Here is an 18,885-nt window from a genome sequence, read left to right as displayed (position 1 = left end):
TAGGCAAGCGCGCTTTGGCAAAAGACAGCCCAACCTGGCCGTACCGGAGAGCGGCAACGGCATGCGTTGCGTCTCGGCGGGCAATAAATCACAGCCGGGATACGTCTTCTGGTTAAAATTGCTTTCTGCCATACTGACCGGTCGCTGCCAAGAATATGACTGATGCAATCCTGCTCCCCGAATTGATCAGCCGCTCTGCCACTCGCGAGCCGGACGCCATCGCGCTGACCCACGGCCAGCGGTCGATCAGCTATGGCCTCTTGCAACAATCGCTCTCCCGCTTTGCAGGCGGCTTGATAAACCTGGGAATGCAGCGGGGTGAGCGAATCGGCATCTACCTGGAGAAGCGGCTGGAAACGGTCGTTGCCAGCTTTGGCAGCGCCGCTGCCGGCTGCGTTTTCGTGCCGCTGAACCCCTTGCTGAAGGCCGACCAGGTCGCCCACATCATGCGCGACTGCAACGTGCGCGCTTTGGTGACCTCCAGCGAACGCCTGTCCCTGCTGGCGCCGATTCTCGCTTCCTGCCACGATCTGCGACAGGTGATTCTGGTCAACACCGACCATCTACCCAGCGGCGATGGTCCATTGGCCTACCTGCACTGGGACGATCTCCTGCAGGCGGGTATCTGCAGCGGCCACCGGGTGATCGACACCGACATGGCGGCGATTCTTTATACCTCCGGCAGTACCGGCAAACCGAAAGGGGTCGTGCTCTCGCATCGCAACATCGTCGCCGGCGCCATCAGCGTCGCCAGCTATCTCGAGAACAGCGCCGAGGATACGCTGCTGGCGGCCCTGCCATTGTCTTTCGATGCCGGCTTCAGCCAACTCACGACGGCCTTCCATGCCGGCGCGCGCGTGGTACTACTCAACTACCTCTTGCCGCAAGACGTTCTCAAGGCCCTCGCTGCCGAGAAAGTCACCGGGCTGACGGCGGTTCCTCCGCTATACATCCAGCTCTCGCAGCTGGAATGGCCGCTGGCCATCGGCCAACATCTGCGCTATTTCGCCAACACCGGGGGACGCATGCCGCGTGACACGCTGGCTGCCTTGCGCGCACGTTTGCCGAACAGCCGGCCGTATCTGATGTATGGTCTGACCGAAGCCTTCCGCTCGACCTACCTGCCACCGGAGGAGGTGGACCGCCGGCCGGATTCGATCGGCAAGGCCATCCCCAATGCCGAAATCCTCGTATTGCGCGAAGACGGTTCGCCCTGTGCTGCCAACGAGCCGGGCGAACTCGTCCATCGTGGCGCTCTGGTGGGTATGGGCTACTGGAACGACCACGAAAAAACCGCGGAACGCTACAAGCCGCTCCCGGCCAACACGCCCGGCCGCGGCCCCGGCCTGGTACTACCCGAGATCGCGGTGTTTTCGGGCGACAGCGTGCGTATCGATGAGGAAGGGTTCCTCTACTTCATCGGTCGCCGTGACGAAATGATGAAAACCTCCGGCTATCGGGTCAGCCCGACCGAGGTCGAGGAAATTCTCTACGCTACCAGGCTGGTCGGTGAATGCGCCGCTTTCGGCGTCGAGCACCCCTCGCTCGGCCAGGCGATCCAGGTGATCGCCACACCAGCCGCCGGAGGCAGTCTTGATACCGCCGCCCTGCTGGCTGAATGCCGTAGCCGAATGCCCGCCTACATGGTTCCGGCGAACATCTTCGTACGCCAGGACCCCTTGCCGCGCAATCCTAATGGGAAGATAGACCGCAAGGCGCTGGCCAGCGAATTCAGGGCGCATGCGAGCCCATCAGGTGGGCCGGACCAGCCCGGGGAATAGCCGATGTTTCAGGAAATGGCCCACGCCGCAAGCGACGGTACTGCCGCGCTCCGCGATGCGCTCGGGCAGCCGCCCTGCCCGACGGCCACTGCCGCTACGGCGTCCCGAAGCACGGAGCAAGACCCCGGCCTGGATGACGACCGTCGCAAACGCGATTCCCTGCAGGATTGCCCACGGACTTCGGCAACGGGATGGGAGATCCTCGCAGCAAAAACCGCCTTCCCAGCTTTTGCCGACGCCTGGGATCACCTGAACGCCAGGTTGTACGACGCACACCCGTTTTTCGACAGCCGCTTCATCGCACCCCTGCTGGACCATTTCGGCAACGGGAGCGAGAAGCTGTGCATTCACCGAACACCTGACGGCATTTCCGGTGCCCTGATCCTGTGTTCGATCGGGCTCGGTCGGTGGTCGTGCTTTCGCCCGTCGCAAGCACAAGCAACAGCGGTGATGCTCGACGACGTTCGCCTGCTCGAAACCCTGCTGAACGCGCTGCCGGGTTGGGCGTGGACCATCGAACTGCACGCGGTCGACCCGCGTTATGCGCCGGAGTTCTCACGCCTGACCTTGCCGCAGATCGTCGATGCGCAAGCGCGGACGATCGGAATTCGGCCGCAAGGGGAGTTCGGCGATTACTGGAAGCAACGCCCGAAGAAACTCGCGTCGAACATCGCCCGGTACTTCCGGCGAGCGGAAACAGAATTCGGCGCCCCTCGCCTGTCACGACACGTCGACGCTGGCGAAATGGACGCCGGGATCAGCCGTTTCGGTGCTCTTGAAACTGCCGGCTGGAAAGGACAGGCCGGGACTGCGGTATCCGGCGACAACCCGCAAGGCGCATTTTATAGTGAAGTTCTGCGCCGCTTCGCACTCAGCAAGCAGGCGGCGGTGTACGAATTCCATATCGGCAGTCACCTGGCTTCGTCCCGGTTGGTGATCAGCAACGAGCACATGCTGATCTGCCTGAAAACGGCTTACGACGAATCCCTGGCGCGCTTCGCCCCGGGTCGGCTGCTGCTGTATCGCGTCATCGAAGAACAATTCTCGCAACCGACACGGAAAACGATCGAGTTTTACACCAACGCCACCAGCGATCAGAAGGAATGGGCGACATTTGGCTGCACCATGCAAAACATCCAGATTTTCCGAAGCCCGCTCTACGCCGCGGCGTTCTCCGTGTTGCGGGCGGTACGACAGAATCTGCGCGGCCCCCGCGACGGACAACAGGACAGCGCTGCAGCGATAGACCCGGTCGAATACCGCAAGAGCATCGCCGACCTGCGCGCGGAACAGTACGACCTTGGCGAATTCTCGGCACAGGATCATCTGGAAGCATCCGCCGACTGGCTGGAGCTTCTGGAATCGAACGTGTACGCGGACGATCCGGGTGTGCGCCATTATTTCCGCGCCGAAAAGAAATCCCCACAGGTGATCCTGCCCGTAAGACTGACCACCAATGGACCAGTCAGGAGCGTTGACGCCCTAAGCAACTACTACACCTCGCTATATGCGCCACTGGTCAGCCATGATGCCGACCTGCTGAGTCTGCGGGATCTGCTTGCCGCCGCTGCGCGAGACCATGGCGACGCGCACGCGATGCACTTTGCCCCGATGGATCCCGAGTCATCGACATTCCATGCGCTGCTCACCGGCCTGCGTGCGAATGACTGGATTCCGTTTCGGTTTTTCTGCTTCGGCAACTGGTTTCTCCGCGTCGAGGGGAATTGGGAGGATTATCTCAGGAGGCGCAGTGCCAACCTGCGCAGTGCGATCAGGCGAAGGTACAAGCGGTTTGCTGCCGACGGTGGCACCTTGCACATCGTCACGAACCCGGAACATGTCGAGAACTCGATCGCCGAATTCCAGGCAATCTACTCGGCAAGCTGGAAAAAACCCGAACCTTATCCTGATTTCGTACCCGCACTGATCCGCCGACTGGCCAGCATGGGGATGCTCCGCCTCGGATTTGCACGGCTCGGGGAGCGTACCATTGCGGCGCAACTGTGGATCGTCGACCGCCAGAAGGCCAGCATCTACAAGGTGGCGTACCACGAGCAGTTTGCGTCCTACTCTCCGGGAACGGTACTCACCGCGCACCTGCTGCAGCACGTCATCGATAAGGATCGCGTCCGGGAGGTAGACTTCCTGATCGGCGACGACCAATACAAGCGGATGTGGATGAGTGACCGCCGCGAACGCTGGGGAATCGTTGCCTATAATCCCCGTACCCTGATCGGCTGCGCCTTGTTGCTCAAGGAGATCGCGGGGCGTACGGTCAGGGCGGCCGCGGCAGTATTGCGCCGGGTCTGCTTGCCCGCCAGGAGACTCTTCTCCAGAAATAATTCAACGAAAACAGCCAACTGCGACACGCCACACAAAGGAAGCCGCTGGTGAATAAACCGGAACGAAAAGCCCCCGCACACGCGCCAATGCATCAGTTCCCGGTAAGGGACGGTGCGCTGGTCGTCGGCGGAATACCCCTCCCGCAACTCGCCGCCCGCGTCGGACAGACACCGTTTTACGCCTACGACCGTCAACTGTTGTCACAACGGGTCGCCGAATTGCGGACGGCCCTGCCCCCGGGTTTGAAGCTGCACTACGCGATGAAGGCAAACCCGATGCCGGCCCTGGTCGCTCACCTGAGCGGGCTGGTCGATGGGATTGACGTGGCGTCGAGCGGCGAACTGAAGGTCGCCCTCGATGCCGGCGCAGATGCTCGGGAAATCAGCTTTGCCGGGCCTGGCAAACGACGTGAGGAACTGCAACAGGCGGTCGCCGCCGGCATCCTGATCAATATTGAATCCTTTCGCGAAGTCTCCGAACTGGCGGCGATCATTGACCAGACCGGCTATCCAGCGCGTGTTGCCGTCCGAGTGAACCCGGATTTCGAACTGAAGAGTTCAGGGATGAAGATGGGCGGTGGTGCCAGACAGTTCGGCGTAGACGCCGAGCGAGTACCCGAGTTGCTGGCCGAGATTGGCCGTTCGGGAATAGGCTTTGAAGGTTTCCACCTCTTTGCCGGGTCGCAGAACCTCAAGCCCGACGCCATCGTGGAGGCCCAGGACAAGAGCTTTGAACTCGCGCTGCGGCTCGCACAGTCGGCGCCATCACCGGTGCGCTTCCTCAACCTCGGGGGGGGGTTCGGCATCCCCTACTTCCCTGGGGAGCAGCACCTCGACCTGGCGCCCATCGGCGCCAGGTTGGCGACCCTTGTCGAGCGTGCCGCGCACGCGATGCCCGAAGCCGAACTGGTGATTGAACTGGGGCGCTATCTGGTAGGAGAAGCAGGCGTCTACGTGACACGCATCATCGACCGCAAGGTTTCGCGCGGCCACGTCTTCCTGGTCAGCGATGGTGGCTTGCACCACCACCTATCTGCATCCGGCAACTTTGGGCAGGTGATCCGCAAGAACTACCCCGTCGCGATCGGCAACCGGATGACGCCGGGCAAGTGTGAAACGGTATCGGTAGTCGGCCCACTATGTACACCACTCGATCTGCTCGCCGACCATATGGAACTGGCCGAAGCTCAACCTGGAGACCTGGTGGTCATTTTCCAGTCGGGCGCTTATGGTTTCACCGCCAGCCCGCAGGCATTTCTCGGCCATCCTCGGTGTGTGGAGGTTCTGGTTTGAGCAGGCAGGGAGCAATCCCGGACAGACAACCATGACCTCGGAGACAACACCAGCGGGAGCAGAACGCGCGCCCCTGCCGCTCAAGCCGGTACTCGGCTGGTCCAGTTTCTCGCGTATGGAAGAGTCCTTGCGACTACCCAGCATTGACGACATCAAGTACACGGTGATCACCACCAGTGGCCGTGCCGCCATCTATCAGGCCCTGCTGCAACTGCGGCTCGCGCCGGGAAGCGTGGTCCTGGTCCCCACCTACCACTGCCCGACAATAATCGCCCCGGTCATCCTGGCCAATCTCGAGGTGGCGTATTTCGGCCTGCGACCTGACGGCCTGCCAAACCTGGACACCATTGATGCAGCCACCGCAGGGCAAGCCCGGGCGATGATCGTATCGCATTATTTCGGACTGGCGCGTTCGCTGGCCGAAGTACGCCAGTGGTGCGACGAGCATCAGGTTGCATTGATCGAGGACTGTGCCCACTGCTATTTTGGCAATGCCGGTGAGCGGCCGGTCGGCACTTGGGGGGACCTGGCGGCGGCCAGTCTGTCCAAGTTCTTTCCGGTCCCGGAAGGCGGCATCCTGGCATCGGCCACGCGGCCAATTTCGGCGCTGCACCTTTCACCGCAGGGTTTCAAGGCTCAGGTCAAGGCCTGGGTTGATGTGCTGGAACTGGCGACCCAGTATGGACGCCTTGCCGGGATCAACTGGGCATTGACGGGCCTCTTCGGAATCAAGAATGCCTTCCGTCGCGCCAGCGTGAATGTCGGCAGTTCCGACCTTGCCGTCGCCGACATGATGAAGTCCTGTGATATGGAACGCAGATCTCGGGCTCCGCTGACAGCAGCGACGACCCTGGCCAGTTCCCTGCCGCGCGGACAGATCATCGCCAGGCGCCGACGGAACTTTGCGATCTATGCCCGGCATTTTGCGAACCTGGGTGATACACCAGAGCTACTGCGCGGCTCTGGCGAAGAGGCCATCCCTTATGTCTTTCCACTGTGGGTGGAGGATCCCGATCGCGTGTATCACGCCCTGCGCGCGCAGGGCCTGGCGGTGTTCCGCTGGGACCGGCTCTGGCCCGGCACGCCACAACTGGCGGGTGACGTGGGGCTATCCTGGAGCCGGCATGTCCTGCAATTACTCTGCCATCAGGACCTGAGCGCGGCCGACATCAACCGCACCGCACTCGCCACGCTGAACCTGCTGTCGAATCCATCAGCGCCGGCGCCGGCAGTCGCTCGGCAGCATCTCGGCGCATAAGCGCGCGCGTTATAGAGAGTCCAGCAGCCTGACCAGCTCGCCGGTTCTCTCCCGGCGCGACGCGCGGCGGACCGCTTCGGCATGTGGCAGCTGGATTTCACAGCGCTTTAGTGCGTCAACGAATCTCGCCAGCAGGGCCGCGATGGCTGTCGCCGAGTCGAGAGGGGCAATATCCTTCACCCCTGCCCCGACGAGTGTCGTAGCCGTATCGCCCGCAGGATCGGTAAGGGCGATGATCGGCCGTTGCGCCCGCAGGTACTCGTATATCTTTGCCGGAATCTGCTCGTTGCAGCCCGCAGCCTGCATGACCAGCAAGCCATCGGCCCGCAACATCTCGGAGAGGGCTTCGCGGTAGGCCACTGGCGGGCAGCATTCGATGCAATCCGCAACGCCGTGCGTCTGTGCAAGTTGCCTGAGCAACTGGTCATGCCCGGCGGCCCGAAAACGGATCCGCAGTCCTCCGGCGGCTGGTCCGCTGCTTTCCTTCAAGAGCCGCAAGGCTACCATGAGTTCGGTCGGATCGCGCTCTTCGGGGTAGATCAACCCACTGTGAAGCAATGTCAGCGTACCGGGATTGATCGGTTCAGACCGTAGCTCGTCAGAGTTGAGCATCGAAAAACTCTCTTCATCGTAACCGTTCTCCAGCACGACGATACGTTCGCTGGCCTCCGGATAGCGCTGACGATAGACTCGGGCTGCCCCCGGGGTAGTGAACACGCTGAATCGCGCCTGGCCTACCGCTTCCTTCTCGATGTCCGTGAAACACTGCCAGGTGAGTGGGTCGGCCGGGTAACCCTCCTGCGCCATGGGGTCACGAAAGTCCGCCAGCCATGGAATGCCCGTGCGCCGATGCAGCTCGGCGCCGATCAGGTGCGCGGTGGCGATGGGGTAGGTGGACCAGATGGCATCCGGACGATAGGTCTTGATCATGCGCAGACCCGCTCGAACGGCATCGATTTTCCAGCTGATCCAGCGGTCAGGCCGCGCCATCGACGCGATATATCGTCCGCCAAGCGCCAGATGACGCGCCGTATCCAGCGCAAAGGCACGATGCACGACGGTGCCCGCCGGAACATCGGCAAGCAGGTCGGTACTGGTTCGCTCGTAGGCGCGCGCATTGGCCGTGAGCACCAGCGGCTGCCAGCCGAAGTGCGGCAGGTGCCTTACGAACCGCAATGTACGCTGAATGCCGCTACTACCCGCCAATGGCGGGAAATGATAGGCGATCATCAGGATGCGTTTCATGCCGGGCTCCGGAGGCTGTGTAGTCAGACGACGGCGAGTTCTGGGGTTCTCCACACTTGTCGAGGCGGGAGAATGCTTGGGGGTTGCAGGGCGATCCTGACCCGACGCGAGATTGCTTGAAGCCTGTAGAAAAGGCAAGCGGCTAACGGGCCTCCTCGGGAAATTTCCCCGTATGGCCGCCGCAGAAACGCCGTGCTGACCCGATGGTGATCCTGCTCTGCATTTAAGGCCGGGCGTTACCTGACACCATGCCCGTAACCGGTAACACCACTCCCTGCGAACGTCTCAGCCGCTCGCTGCGCATGCCGACGGCCGACACGGCCAGGGCATGCCGAAGGCATCGTTTCGGGCGATTCAGCTGTTGCCCGAAAGCGCCAGGCCAATGCAAACACGTCGCTTGACCGGCTTCGACTCTACGGGCATGATGCACGCGCAAGGGGGAAACCATTGTCGATGAATGCTTCGACGGATCAATGAATCATAGCGGCACACTTCCAGGAAGAGCACACGGAACGCCGAGCGTTTCCCTGCGGGGCTGCTTCGGCGAGTTGCTCTCCGGCGAGTTCGCCGCCGCAATGCTGCTCGCGGCCATGGCGCTGGCGGTTGGCTGGGTCGGATTCATCGCCAGCGACGATCAGTACTACTACTCGGCAGCCTTGAAGTGGTTGGAACAGGGTTGGTATTTGCCGGACCACTTCGGGCGCGTTCGCAACTCGGTATCCTTGCCAATCGCCGGCTCGATTCGGTTGTTCGGCGAACATGAGTTGGCCATCATCATACCCAGTGTCGTGTACTATCTGGCGACACTGGTACTGACGTTCCTTGGCCTCAGCCGTGTCACCGACCGCAAGATCGCTTTCCTGGCGTGCGCGCTGTTCGCCACTTTCCCGGTGGTCGTAACGGCAGCGACTACAGCCTCTGGGGACATCTGGCGAATTTCGCGAGACGCGTGCTTTACACCTACTTCGTGCGCGGATTCTCCCTGGCCTCGATCGAATTGATCATCGGCATGCTGTTGATCCTGTTCAGCATCGTCTTCGGAGTGAGCGAGTGGATCACGTCAACGCAGAGCGGTGCTCCGGCAACGGCCGGAACGGTAATGCTCGCCGCGCTACCGGCTATCCTGGGCACCCAACTCACGCTATCCTGGCTGCACTTTGATATCCATAGTGAGCCACGCATTCCGATTACACTGCAAGCCACGAAAGTGCGAGCAGCGGAATAAGAGCCAGAACACCGGACTGCAACACGCAAAGCTGCCTGGCGTTGGTCCGACCAACGGCCCGCCGTACGAATTGCTCCGTCAAGAGTGGCGTCGAGCGGCTCGACTTCAATAGCTGGAAGGCTCAACGAGATGCTGGATGTCTTTTTCACGGTGGACGTCGAAGTCTGGTGCGATGGTTGGGAGAACCTCGACGAGCGTTTTCCGAACGCCTTTCGGCGCTACGTCTACGGCCCCACTACCAGGGGTAACTACGGTCTGCCGTATCAAGTAGAGGTGTTGAATGCGCACGGGTTGACCGGCGTGTTCTTCGTCGAACCCCTATTCTCGACGCGCTTCGGACCTGGTCCTCTGGCGGAGATCGTCGGACTCCTGCGCGAAGGCGCCCAGGATGTCGAACTTCATCTGCACACCGAATGGGTGGACGAAGCGCGGGAGCCCCTACTGCCTGACTCCCATGGCAAGAGGCAACACCTGCGCTACTTCACGCTGGACGAGCAACTGGTGCTGATCAGCCTTGGCGCCAAGCTGATCGAACAATCGGGAGGGGGCGAGGTCACAGCCTTCCGCGCCGGCAGTTTCGCGTTCAACAGAGATACGCTGCGGGCGCTGTCACTGAGCGGCATTTCCTTCGACAGCAGCTACAACGCCAGCCAGTTTGGCGCAGACAGCGGCGTCATGACCGGCCTGACGGTCGTCGAACCCATTGAATGCGAAGGCGTACATGAGTACCCGATGACGGTGTTCGACGACGGCAGCGGCTCCCTGCGGCACGCCCAACTCACCGCCTGCTCTTACGGCGAACTGGAGAGCCTGCTATGGAAGGCTCTGGAGACCGATAGAAGCGCCTTTGTCATCCTTTCCCACAACTTCGAGTTACTCAACGAGGCGAAGAATCGGCCGGACGAGGTGGTCGTCAAGCGCTTTCGCAAGCTGTGCTCGTTTCTCGACCGCAACCGGGACAGCTTTCGCGTGCGTCCCTTCCACGGCCTGCAAGCCCGGACCGCACTACAGCAACAGCCCTCCCCTCTCCGGTCGCCGATCTGGAGGACCGGCGCAAGAATACTGGAACAGGCCTACCGCAGGAGGTACGGATGAATCATTGGCAATTTCGTCCGCAGCCTTTCAAGTTTCAACTCAGCGACTGGACGCTCTTCAGCATACCGCTTCGGCTGCAGATCCTGGCAATACGGCTGATCGACGAAACGCCCCCGGTAGCGCTGCCGGCTCTGCCGCCCGAACCGCTCGCCACAGGCAGCCAGGGATATTTGATCCGGGGACTGCCAGTGGCTGCTGAACTGCCCGTCATCAGCCAAGTCGAAGGCTACCTCTGCTACGTCCCTCTTCAGTATCAACACTGCTACATCGATCTGGGAATGTCTTTCGAGAGCTATCAGAAGAAATTCTCCTCGAAAACCCGGTCCACGATCAGTCGCAAGGTCAGGAAGTACGCCGAGCACTGCGGCGGTACGGTCGCCTGGAAAACCTACGCCATGCCCGACGAGATGCACGAGTTCTTCCTGCTCGCCCGCGCGGTTTCCCAGAAGACCTATCAGGAACGATTGCTGGATGCCGGGATTCCCGATACCGAGGATTTTATCGCGCACGCCGAGTCGCTCGCCGCCGAGCAACGGGTACGCGCCTATCTCCTGTTCGACGGCGAACGACCGGTTTCGTATCTTTACTGTCCGGTGCACGATGGCGTTCTCACCTATGCTTACCTCGGCTACGATCCAGACTATATGAACATGTCAGTGGGCACGGTCCTGCAGTGGTTGGCGGTGGAGCAACTGTTCAGGGAAGGACGCTTTCGCTACTTCGACTTCACCGAAGGCCAGTCGGAACACAAACGCCTCTTCGCGACCCACCAACGGCAATGTGCCAACGTCTTCCTGGTGCGGCGCACCCTCGGAAACACCATGCTCGTATACAGTCATCTGGGCATGGAAAGGTTTTCGAAGTGGCTCGGTGCAACGCTGGAACGTTTCGGGATAAAAGCCAAGATCAAACAGTTCCTGCGCTTCGGAAAATGACCCACTCGGCACTCGACAGAGCCCCTGCCCGCGCGGCAACAGGGCGACAGCGCAGGCACCGGCCCGAACCATTCTAGGCGGACGCCGGTCAGAACCAGCGGTCATGCACTGTTACGCTGGCGGTTCGACGCTTGCGCTATACTTCGGCGCAAATGACGATATCCGGATGCCACAGGAAAACCACAGAGCATGAGCGAACGCGAAATTGACCACCTGCTGGTCGAACGCGCACAGGCGGGCGATAAACATGCGTTCGAGTTGCTGGTAGCGAAATACCAACGCAAGGTCGCACGTTTGTTGTCGCGCTTCATACGCGACCAGTCCGAGGTCGAGGACGTTGCGCAGGAAGCGTTCATCAAGGCTTATCGGGCGCTGCCCGCGTTTCGTGGGGACAGTGCGTTCTATACCTGGCTGTACCGGATTGCGATCAACACCGCCAAGAACTATCTCGTCGCCCAGGGACGCCGCGCGCCGACATCGACCGAATTCGACGCCGAAGAAGCCGAAGGTTTTGAGGATGCCGGCCGCCTACGCGACATCAACACCCCGGAAAGCCTGCTGCAGTCCAAGCAGACCGGGGAAACGATCAATGCGGCCATGGCTGCCCTGCCGGAGGAGTTGCGTAGCGCCATCGTGCTGCGTGAGATCGAAGGTTTGAGTTACGAGGAAATTGCTGAGGCGATGCGTTGTCCGATCGGCACGGTGCGTTCGCGAATCTTCCGCGCTCGCGAGGCCGTCGCCGAGAAGCTGCGGCCGCTACTCGACACCTCTGCCGATCGCAGGTGGTAGCCATGACTGAACAACTGTCGGCACTGATGGATGGCGAACTGGACCTTTATAGCGGCGGCGAGCAAGGACATGTCGTGAGCGTACCCTGTTGATGACCGAGGCGTGGGGAACGATTACTGCTGTTGACGGCGATCATGCGACGATACGCATGGACGAAGCCGGTTGCGGTCGCTGCGGGGAACCGGGCGGCTGTGGCGGCAACATCCACGGCAAATTGTTCTGCAGCACACCGCGCACTTTCCGGGTGCCCAATCCCGACCACTGCGCGGTCGGTCAACGTGTGCAGGTTGGCGTCTTCGCGGGCTCGCTTCGGCACAGCGCCGTACATGCCTACGCTCTTCCCCTGCTGATGCTCCTGGCTGGAGCGCTGACGGGCTCGGCTTGCGCCGGCGAAGCCGGCGCGATCGCCGGCGCGATTGCCGGCCTGTTCGTCGGCTGGCTGGGTTTGCGACGCGTGCAACGACAGAGCTTACGTGACCCTCACCTGCAGCCGACGATTCGGTCTTGATTTTGCGGCGTGTGTCCGCAGTTTCGTCTGGTTTGATGGTGGTTCGATATTCAAAGACATCAGGAGGCATTTGATGCCATGAAACAGTTGCTTGCGGCTTTCCTTTTGGCGACATTTTCCTTGCTGGCGCAGGCTCAGAACCGGGGGCTGCCCGATTTCACCGAACTCGTCGAAAAACAGGGACCGGCGGTGGTCAATATCAGCACCACCCAGACTGCCCGCAGCAGTGGGCGGGGTGGACAGCCTTTCCCTTTCGATGAAAACGATCCGATGAACGAGTTCTTCCGGCGCTTCATTCCCCGCCAGCCGGGGATGCCGGGATTTCCCGGCGCGCCGCGCGATTTCGAGAGTCGCTCTCTCGGCTCGGGGTTCGTGGTCAGTGCCGACGGCTATATTCTCACCAATGCGCACGTTGTCGATTCGGCAGACGAAATCCTCGTTCGTCTGACCGACAAGCGTGAACTCAAGGCGCGGGTCATCGGCACCGACAAGCGAACCGATGTGGCCCTGATAAAGATCGAAGCCACGGGTCTGCCGACTGTTCGTCTGGGCGATCCCGGGGCTCTCAAGGTCGGCGAATGGGTGGTCGCGATAGGTTCCCCCTTTGGTTTCGACAACAGTGTGACCGCGGGGATCGTCAGCGCCAAGGGACGCTCGTTGCCACAGGAGAACTACGTGCCCTTCATCCAGACCGATGCGGCGGTGAATCCGGGCAATTCGGGCGGGCCACTGTTCAACCTCAAGGGTGAGGTGGTGGGCATGAACTCTCAGATATATAGCCGCTCAGGTGGATTCATGGGGATTTCCTTTGCCATCCCGATCGATGTGGCGATGGAAGTGCAGGCGCAGTTACGAGCCAGCGGCAAGGTCAGCCGCGGTCGCATCGGGATCGTCATTCAGGAGGTCAACAAGGATCTGGCCGACTCTTTCGGTTTGAGCAAAGCCCAGGGCGCAGCCGTCAACGCCGTCGAAAAGGGCGGTCCCGCGGAGAAAGCGGGAATCGAGCCCGGCGATGTCATCCTGAAGTTCGACGGCAAGGTCATCGTCAATTCCAGCGACTTGCCACGCATCGTCGGCAGTACCAGGCCGGGAAGCCGGGTGATGATCCAGGTGTGGCGCAAGGGAAGCAGCCGCGACCTGCCGGTGGTAGTCGGTGAAATCACTGAAGAAAAGGTCGCAGCACGCAGCAACAGAGGGACCAGACCGGTCGAAAGGACAGCCAATCGCCTCGGACTGGTGGTGTCGGAACTCACCGCAGAGCAGAAACGCGAGCTCAAGGTCAATGGCGGTTTGCTCATCGAGGATGTGCGCAGCAACGCGGTGCGCGCCGACCTGCGGCCAGGCGACGTCATCCTGGCGCTGATTTCGCGCGGCGAGAGCACCGAAATCAAGAGCGCTGAACAGTTCAATCGCTTGCTCGCGCAATTCGACAAGACAGCCAATGTGACCCTGCTGGTGCGCCGTGGCGAGATGCAGACCTTCGTCACCATCAAGGGGTTGACCGAGAAACGGGAATGAGCGAGACGACCCGGCTGACGCTGGTTTCGCGTCATTACTGCCATCTCTGCCAGGAGATGGAACTCGCGCTCAGCGCCTTGCTGGCTGACTTCCCTTTCGACCTCGAAGTGCTTAACATCGACGCCGATCCGCTGCTCGAAGCCAGCTATGACGAACTCGTTCCCGTCCTCCTGCACGACGGCAAGGAGCTTTGCCACTACTTCCTCGATGTTGCCAAAGTCCGTGATTATTTGAGTGAAATCCGCTAGAATCCGGCCCTCTAGGCAGTTCGACCAAGGGTGCTCGCTGGCACCCTTTTTTTCAGGGACGGCTCGGTAGCAACGGAGCCCACACGATGTCCATGCAACACATCCGCAATTTTTCCATCATCGCGCATATCGATCACGGCAAGTCGACGCTTGCCGACCGTATCATCCATCTCTGCGGAGGGCTGTCCGATCGCGAGATGGAGGCGCAGGTGCTGGACTCGATGGATATCGAGCGCGAACGCGGCATCACCATCAAGGCACAGACCGCGGCGCTGCAATACCGCGCACGCAGCGGCGAGATCTACAACCTGAACCTGATCGACACCCCGGGACACGTCGATTTTTCCTACGAGGTGTCGCGCTCCCTGTCCGCCTGCGAGGGAGCCTTGCTGGTCGTCGATGCGTCGCAGGGGGTAGAAGCTCAGACCGTCGCCAACTGCTACACCGCAATCGAGCTTGGCGTCGACGTGCTGCCGGTGCTGAACAAGGTGGACCTGCCGTCGGCAACGCCGGAGAATGCCCGGCAGGAAATCGAGGATGTGATCGGCATCGACGCCTCCGAAGCCGTGCTCGCCTCGGCAAAGACCGGACTCGGCGTCGAGGACATCCTGGAAGCGATCATCGAACGTATCCCGCCGCCCACGGGTGATGCCGACGCGCCTCTCAAAGCCTTGCTGGTCGACGCCTGGTTCGACAACTACGTCGGAGTGGTCATGCTGGTCCGCGTCTTCGATGGCACGCTACGACCGAAGGACAGGATTCGCCTGATGGCCACCGGATCGACGCACCTTTGCGAACAGCTCGGCGTATTTACCCCAAAGGCGGTCGTTCGCGACGTCCTGCGCGCCGGCGAGGTCGGCTACATCATCTCCGGGATCAAGGAACTGCAGGCCGCCAAGGTCGGCGACACGGTCACCCTGCTTGACCGACCGGCAGAGCAGGCCTTGCCGGGATTCAAGGAAATCAAGTCACAGGTTTTCGCGGGACTTTACCCCGTCGAGTCCAATCAATACGATTCGCTGCGCGAGGCGCTGGAAAAGTTGAAGCTCAACGATGCCTCACTGCGCTACGAGCCCGAAGTTTCGCAAGCGCTGGGTTTCGGATTCCGCTGCGGCTTCCTCGGGTTGCTGCATATGGAGATCGTCCAGGAACGTCTCGAACGCGAGTTCGATCAGGACCTGATCACCACAGCGCCAACCGTAGTCTACGAAGTCCTGTTGCGTGACGGCAGCCTGGTCAGTGTCGAAAACCCCGCCAAGCTCCCGGAACTGTCGAAGATCGAGGAGATCCGTGAACCGATCATCGTCACCACGATATTCGTTCCACAGGATTATCTCGGCAACGTCATCACCTTGTGCAATCAAAAGCGCGGCAATCAGGTCGACATGACCTACCACGGTCGCCAGGTGCAACTCGTGTATGAGATGCCAATGGCCGAAGTGGTCATGGATTTCTTCGACCGCCTGAAGTCCGTCTCGCGCGGCTACGCTTCGCTCGATTACGACTTCAAGGAGTACCGCGCGGCCGACGTCGTCAAGCTTGACGTGCTGATCAACGGCGAGCGCGTCGATGCCCTTTCGGTCATCCTGCATCGCGCCAACTCGGTCTATCGCGGACGCGAACTGGCTGCCAAGATGCGTGAGCTGATTCCGCGTCAGATGTACGATGTCGCCATCCAGGCAGCGATCGGCGCCAACATCATCGCCCGCGAAAACGTCAAGGCCATGCGCAAGGATGTACTCGCCAAGTGTTACGGGGGCGACATCACGCGCAAGAAGAAACTGCTCGAAAAGCAGAAGGCAGGGAAGAAACGCATGAAGCAGGTCGGGTCTGTCGAGATTCCACAGGAGGCTTTCCTTGCTGTGTTGCGTGTCGGCAAGTAAAGGAGAGCGAGCCAGTGAATTTTGCATTGATCCTGTTGATCCTGCTGCTGGTCAGCGGCGCGATCTGGGCGGCAGACGCCCTTGTCCTGCGCCAGCGTCGTCCGGCCGGCGCCAAGGACCCGTGGTGGGTGGAATACGGGGCCAGTTTTTTCCCGGTCATTCTGGTCGTTTTCATGCTCCGTTCGTTTCTCGTCGAGCCGTTCAAGATTCCCTCGGGCTCGATGATTCCCACCTTGCAGGTCGGCGATTTCATTCTGGTCAACAAGTACACCTATGGCATCCGTTTGCCGGTGGTGAACTGGAAGCTTATCGACATCAACAGCCCGCAACGTGGCGACGTGATGGTCTTTCGCTATCCCGAGGATCCCTCCCTCGACTACATCAAGCGGGTCGTCGGTATCCCCGGTGACACCGTTGCCTACCAGAACAAGCGGCTGACCATCAACGGCCAGCCGGTACCGACCAAGCGCCTGGAAGACTACCTGCACCCCGAACGACTGTACTATTCGAGACAGTTCGCCGAGAAACTTGAGGATACCGAGTACCGGACGCTCAATGATGCCGAAGCACCAGCGTATGTCCCCGGTCCGGCGCAGTTCCCCAACCGCCAGGATTGTTCCTACAATGCACTCGGCGTGATCTGCAAGGTCCCCGCCGGACACTACTTCATGATGGGAGACAATCGCGACAACAGCCGCGACAGTCGCTTCTGGGGCTTCGTTCCGGAAGAGAACATCGTCGGGAAGGCTTTCTTCATCTGGTTGAATTTCGGGGACTTCAAACGGATTGGTTCGTTCAAGTAAGGAGCGGAAGCTATGAATCGTCAGCGCGGTCTGGCACTTTCGGCCCTGCTGGTCTGGGGCGTGGTGATTACCCTGGTGGCCATTCTCGTGATCAGGGTCCTGCCCGAGGTCATGGATTACTACAAGATCAGACAGGCGGTCAAGGCAGTGGCCGCAGAGTCCGGTGGCAAGACGGTGGCGGAACTTCGGCAGGCGTTTGGCAAATATGCCGAGGTCGAACACATCAAGACCCTCGCGCCAGCGGAACTGGACATTTTCAAGGAAGAGAATCAGGTGGTCATTGCTTTTGCCTACGAGAAGCGCATTCCCCTGGCCGGAAATGTCAGCCTGCTGATCGACTTTCGCGGCTCGTCGTCGGGGCGAAACTACGGCCAATGACCCCTTCCCGACTTGAACAGTCGCTCGGTTATACGTTCCACGATCGTGCGCTGCTGCTCACGGCGCTGACGCACCGCAGCTATAGCTCCCCCCACAACGAGCGACTCGAATTCCTCGGTGACGCGATTCTCAATGCGGTCATCGCGCGCTGCCTGTTCGAACGCTATCCGATGCTTCCCGAAGGCGACCTGTCGCGACTGCGGGCCAACCTGGTGCGCCAGGACAGTCTGCATCAACAGGCTTTGGCCCTGGCCCTGGGCGACTGTCTTCGCCTTGGCGAGGGAGAGCAAAAAAGCGGCGGACAGCAACGGCCGTCGATTCTCGCCGACGCCCTCGAGGCGTTGTTCGGCGCGTTGTGGCTGGACGCGGGTTTCGACGCCGCCGCCGCAGTCGTCATGCGGGTATACGAAAGTGTCCTTGACCAACTCACTCCCGACCAGGGTATCAAGGACGCCAAGACGCGTTTGCAGGAGCATCTCCAGGGCATGCGACTGGCCCTGCCAAAATACACGCTGGCCGCCACCGAGGGCGAGGCGCATGCGCAGCAGTTCAAAGTCGTCTGTGTGATCGAAGCCTTCAAGATCCATACCGAAGGCCGCGGGGCGAACCGGCGTGCTGCCGAGCAAATGGCCGCCGAACGAGCACTGGTAGCCCTGGAGAAGCGATGAGCGAGCTACGATCAGGACAAATCGCCATCGTCGGCCGCCCGAACGTCGGCAAGTCGACGCTATTGAACCAACTGGTAGGCGAGAAAGTCAGCATTGTCTCGCAACGCGCGCAGACGACCCGGCACCGCATCATGGGCATCCTCACCAAGCCGGATGCCCAGTACGTCTTCGTCGATACGCCCGGATTTCAGACCCGCCATGGCAACGCACTGAATCGGGTGATGAACCGTGGCGTCAGGCAAGCGCTCGCCGAGGTGGATGTCGTCCTGTTCGTGGTCGAGGCCGGCCGCTTTGACGATCGCGACCGGGCCGTGCGTCAACTCGTTCCTGTCGACTCTCCAGTGATCATCGTGGTCAACAAGATCGACCAGGTAAAGGACAAGACCCAACTGCTGCCATTTCTCGCTCGACTTGGTGCCGAGGGTGATTTTGCGGCGATCGTGCCGGTCAGCGCCATGCGCGGCGCGCAACTCGACGCCTTGCTCGCAGAGACGCGCAAGCACCTGCCGAATCAGGAATTCCTCTTTGCGGAGGACGAGATCACCGATCGCAGCGAGAGATTCCTGGCCGCCGAATACATTCGCGAGAAGCTGTTTCGCCTGATCGGCGACGAGTTGCCCTATGGGGCGGCTGTCGAGGTCGAGAAGTTCGTCGTCGACGGGGCTCTGCGGCGCATCAGCGCCGCGATCCTCGTCGACCGCGAGGGACACAAGTCGATCATCATCGGCAAGGGTGGAGAGATGGTCAAACGAATTGCCTCCGAGGCCAGGCAGGACATGGAGCGGATGTTCGACGGTGCGGTTTTTCTCGAAGTCTTTGTCAAGGTCAAGTCAGGCTGGGCCGACGATGAGCGCATGCTCAAGACGCTTGGCTACGATTAGAGCGTGGACTCGCTGATGGCTGGCGAACGAGTCGG

At 60.9% G+C, this 18,885-nt stretch carries 18 protein-coding genes; 17 read left to right on the top strand and 1 reads right to left on the bottom strand.

Translation table 11 applies throughout. The annotated features are described in order from the left end of the window. The first annotated feature begins 155 nt into the window (after window positions 1-155). The 4 genes from AC15MQ_RS21820 to AC15MQ_RS21805 are packed head-to-tail and all read left to right on the top strand — an operon-like array spanning window position 156 to window position 6,674. Entirely contained in the window at window positions 156-1,781 is a 1,626-nt protein-coding gene (locus AC15MQ_RS21820; protein WP_483081322.1) for an acyl-CoA ligase (AMP-forming), exosortase A system-associated, read from the top strand. A gap of 3 nt (window positions 1,782-1,784) precedes the next feature. Beyond that, complete coding sequence (locus tag AC15MQ_RS21815; protein WP_483081321.1) at window positions 1,785-4,175, top strand: GNAT family N-acetyltransferase; 2,391 nt, start codon at window positions 1,785-1,787, stop codon at window positions 4,173-4,175. 35 nt (window positions 4,176-4,210) lie between these two features. Further along, window positions 4,211-5,416 (top strand): pyridoxal-dependent decarboxylase, exosortase A system-associated, encoded by a 1,206-nt coding sequence (locus AC15MQ_RS21810; protein ID WP_483081354.1) that lies wholly within the window; start codon window positions 4,211-4,213, stop codon window positions 5,414-5,416. Between the two features lie 31 nt (window positions 5,417-5,447). Next, window positions 5,448-6,674, top strand: coding sequence for a DegT/DnrJ/EryC1/StrS family aminotransferase (locus AC15MQ_RS21805; RefSeq protein ID WP_483081320.1), 1,227 nt, complete (start codon window positions 5,448-5,450; stop codon window positions 6,672-6,674). 9 nt (window positions 6,675-6,683) lie between these two features. On the opposite strand, the gene AC15MQ_RS21800 is transcribed toward AC15MQ_RS21805, so the two are convergent. Continuing rightward, window positions 6,684-7,919: a glycosyltransferase gene (locus AC15MQ_RS21800; RefSeq protein ID WP_483081319.1), complete on the bottom strand. Its 1,236-nt coding sequence runs from the start codon at window positions 7,917-7,919 to the stop codon at window positions 6,684-6,686. Window positions 7,920-8,392: 473 nt separating this feature from the next. On the opposite strand from AC15MQ_RS21800, the gene AC15MQ_RS21795 reads away from it, so the two are divergent. The 13 genes from AC15MQ_RS21795 to era all read left to right on the top strand — a co-directional run bounded on the left by AC15MQ_RS21795 (window position 8,393) and on the right by era (window position 18,850). Beyond that, window positions 8,393-8,920, top strand: a complete 528-nt coding sequence (locus tag AC15MQ_RS21795; RefSeq protein WP_483081318.1) for an ArnT family glycosyltransferase — start codon at window positions 8,393-8,395, stop codon at window positions 8,918-8,920. Then, a complete protein-coding gene (locus AC15MQ_RS21790) occupies window positions 8,869-9,144 on the top strand; it encodes a hypothetical protein (protein ID WP_483081317.1) in 276 nt (91 codons plus the stop codon). Before AC15MQ_RS21795 ends, AC15MQ_RS21790 begins: the two co-directional genes overlap by 52 nt. A gap of 129 nt (window positions 9,145-9,273) precedes the next feature. Beyond that, the gene (locus tag AC15MQ_RS21785; RefSeq protein ID WP_483081316.1) at window positions 9,274-10,239 is read left to right on the top strand and encodes a polysaccharide deacetylase family protein; all 966 of its coding nucleotides are present in this window, start codon (window positions 9,274-9,276) and stop codon (window positions 10,237-10,239) included. Next, window positions 10,236-11,174: a GNAT family N-acetyltransferase gene (locus AC15MQ_RS21780; RefSeq protein WP_287652435.1), complete on the top strand. Its 939-nt coding sequence runs from the start codon at window positions 10,236-10,238 to the stop codon at window positions 11,172-11,174. Before AC15MQ_RS21785 ends, AC15MQ_RS21780 begins: the two co-directional genes overlap by 4 nt. Window positions 11,175-11,363: 189 nt before the next feature. Then, window positions 11,364-11,963 carry an RNA polymerase sigma factor RpoE gene (gene rpoE, locus AC15MQ_RS21775; protein WP_287652436.1) on the top strand — a complete coding sequence of 200 codons (600 nt, stop codon included), beginning with the start codon at window positions 11,364-11,366 and terminating at the stop codon, window positions 11,961-11,963. 91 nt (window positions 11,964-12,054) lie between these two features. Then, window positions 12,055-12,471, top strand: coding sequence for a SoxR reducing system RseC family protein (locus AC15MQ_RS21770; protein ID WP_287652468.1), 417 nt, complete (start codon window positions 12,055-12,057; stop codon window positions 12,469-12,471). Between the two features lie 78 nt (window positions 12,472-12,549). Continuing rightward, window positions 12,550-13,989, top strand: coding sequence for a DegQ family serine endoprotease (locus tag AC15MQ_RS21765; RefSeq protein WP_483081315.1), 1,440 nt, complete (start codon window positions 12,550-12,552; stop codon window positions 13,987-13,989). Continuing rightward, the gene (locus AC15MQ_RS21760; protein WP_483081314.1) at window positions 13,986-14,237 is read left to right on the top strand and encodes a glutaredoxin family protein; all 252 of its coding nucleotides are present in this window, start codon (window positions 13,986-13,988) and stop codon (window positions 14,235-14,237) included. Before AC15MQ_RS21765 ends, AC15MQ_RS21760 begins: the two co-directional genes overlap by 4 nt. A gap of 92 nt (window positions 14,238-14,329) precedes the next feature. After that, window positions 14,330-16,120, top strand: a complete 1,791-nt coding sequence (lepA, locus tag AC15MQ_RS21755) for a translation elongation factor 4 (protein ID WP_287652469.1) — start codon at window positions 14,330-14,332, stop codon at window positions 16,118-16,120. A gap of 14 nt (window positions 16,121-16,134) precedes the next feature. Continuing rightward, a complete protein-coding gene (gene lepB, locus AC15MQ_RS21750; protein ID WP_483081313.1) occupies window positions 16,135-16,923 on the top strand; it encodes a signal peptidase I in 789 nt (262 codons plus the stop codon). A gap of 12 nt (window positions 16,924-16,935) precedes the next feature. Continuing rightward, window positions 16,936-17,301, top strand: coding sequence for a DUF4845 domain-containing protein (locus tag AC15MQ_RS21745; protein WP_287652440.1), 366 nt, complete (start codon window positions 16,936-16,938; stop codon window positions 17,299-17,301). After that, complete coding sequence (gene rnc, locus AC15MQ_RS21740; protein ID WP_483081312.1) at window positions 17,298-17,969, top strand: ribonuclease III; 672 nt, start codon at window positions 17,298-17,300, stop codon at window positions 17,967-17,969. The genes AC15MQ_RS21745 and rnc overlap by 4 nt, the downstream gene beginning before the upstream one ends. Beyond that, window positions 17,966-18,850, top strand: a complete 885-nt coding sequence (gene era / locus AC15MQ_RS21735) for a GTPase Era (RefSeq protein WP_287652442.1) — start codon at window positions 17,966-17,968, stop codon at window positions 18,848-18,850. Before rnc ends, era begins: the two co-directional genes overlap by 4 nt. The last annotated feature ends 35 nt before the right edge of the window (window positions 18,851-18,885 follow it).

It is taken from the genome of Candidatus Accumulibacter propinquus (assembly GCF_056856495.1).
The sequence above is the reverse complement of the archived record's forward strand: the minus strand, read 5'-3'. Positions and strand labels throughout refer to the sequence as shown.

Excerpts from the sequence above, each read along its gene's own strand:
- AC15MQ_RS21765 (WP_483081315.1), top strand. The coding sequence starts at position 12,550 with ATGAAACAGTTGCTTGCGGCTTTCCTTTTGGCGACATTTTCCTTGCTG.
- AC15MQ_RS21800 (WP_483081319.1), bottom strand. The coding sequence starts at position 7,919 with ATGAAACGCATCCTGATGATCGCCTATCATTTCCCGCCATTGGCGGGT.
- AC15MQ_RS21745 (WP_287652440.1), top strand. The coding sequence starts at position 16,936 with ATGAATCGTCAGCGCGGTCTGGCACTTTCGGCCCTGCTGGTCTGGGGC.
- era (WP_287652442.1), top strand. The coding sequence starts at position 17,966 with ATGAGCGAGCTACGATCAGGACAAATCGCCATCGTCGGCCGCCCGAAC.
- rnc (WP_483081312.1), top strand. The coding sequence starts at position 17,298 with ATGACCCCTTCCCGACTTGAACAGTCGCTCGGTTATACGTTCCACGAT.
- AC15MQ_RS21795 (WP_483081318.1), top strand. The coding sequence starts at position 8,393 with ATGAATCATAGCGGCACACTTCCAGGAAGAGCACACGGAACGCCGAGC.
- lepA (WP_287652469.1), top strand. The coding sequence starts at position 14,330 with ATGCAACACATCCGCAATTTTTCCATCATCGCGCATATCGATCACGGC.
- AC15MQ_RS21805 (WP_483081320.1), top strand. The coding sequence starts at position 5,448 with ATGACCTCGGAGACAACACCAGCGGGAGCAGAACGCGCGCCCCTGCCG.
- AC15MQ_RS21785 (WP_483081316.1), top strand. The coding sequence starts at position 9,274 with ATGCTGGATGTCTTTTTCACGGTGGACGTCGAAGTCTGGTGCGATGGT.
- AC15MQ_RS21760 (WP_483081314.1), top strand. The coding sequence starts at position 13,986 with ATGAGCGAGACGACCCGGCTGACGCTGGTTTCGCGTCATTACTGCCAT.
- AC15MQ_RS21820 (WP_483081322.1), top strand. The coding sequence starts at position 156 with ATGACTGATGCAATCCTGCTCCCCGAATTGATCAGCCGCTCTGCCACT.
- AC15MQ_RS21815 (WP_483081321.1), top strand. The coding sequence starts at position 1,785 with ATGTTTCAGGAAATGGCCCACGCCGCAAGCGACGGTACTGCCGCGCTC.
- AC15MQ_RS21810 (WP_483081354.1), top strand. The coding sequence starts at position 4,211 with ATGCATCAGTTCCCGGTAAGGGACGGTGCGCTGGTCGTCGGCGGAATA.
- AC15MQ_RS21770 (WP_287652468.1), top strand. The coding sequence starts at position 12,055 with ATGACCGAGGCGTGGGGAACGATTACTGCTGTTGACGGCGATCATGCG.
- rpoE (WP_287652436.1), top strand. The coding sequence starts at position 11,364 with ATGAGCGAACGCGAAATTGACCACCTGCTGGTCGAACGCGCACAGGCG.
- AC15MQ_RS21780 (WP_287652435.1), top strand. The coding sequence starts at position 10,236 with ATGAATCATTGGCAATTTCGTCCGCAGCCTTTCAAGTTTCAACTCAGC.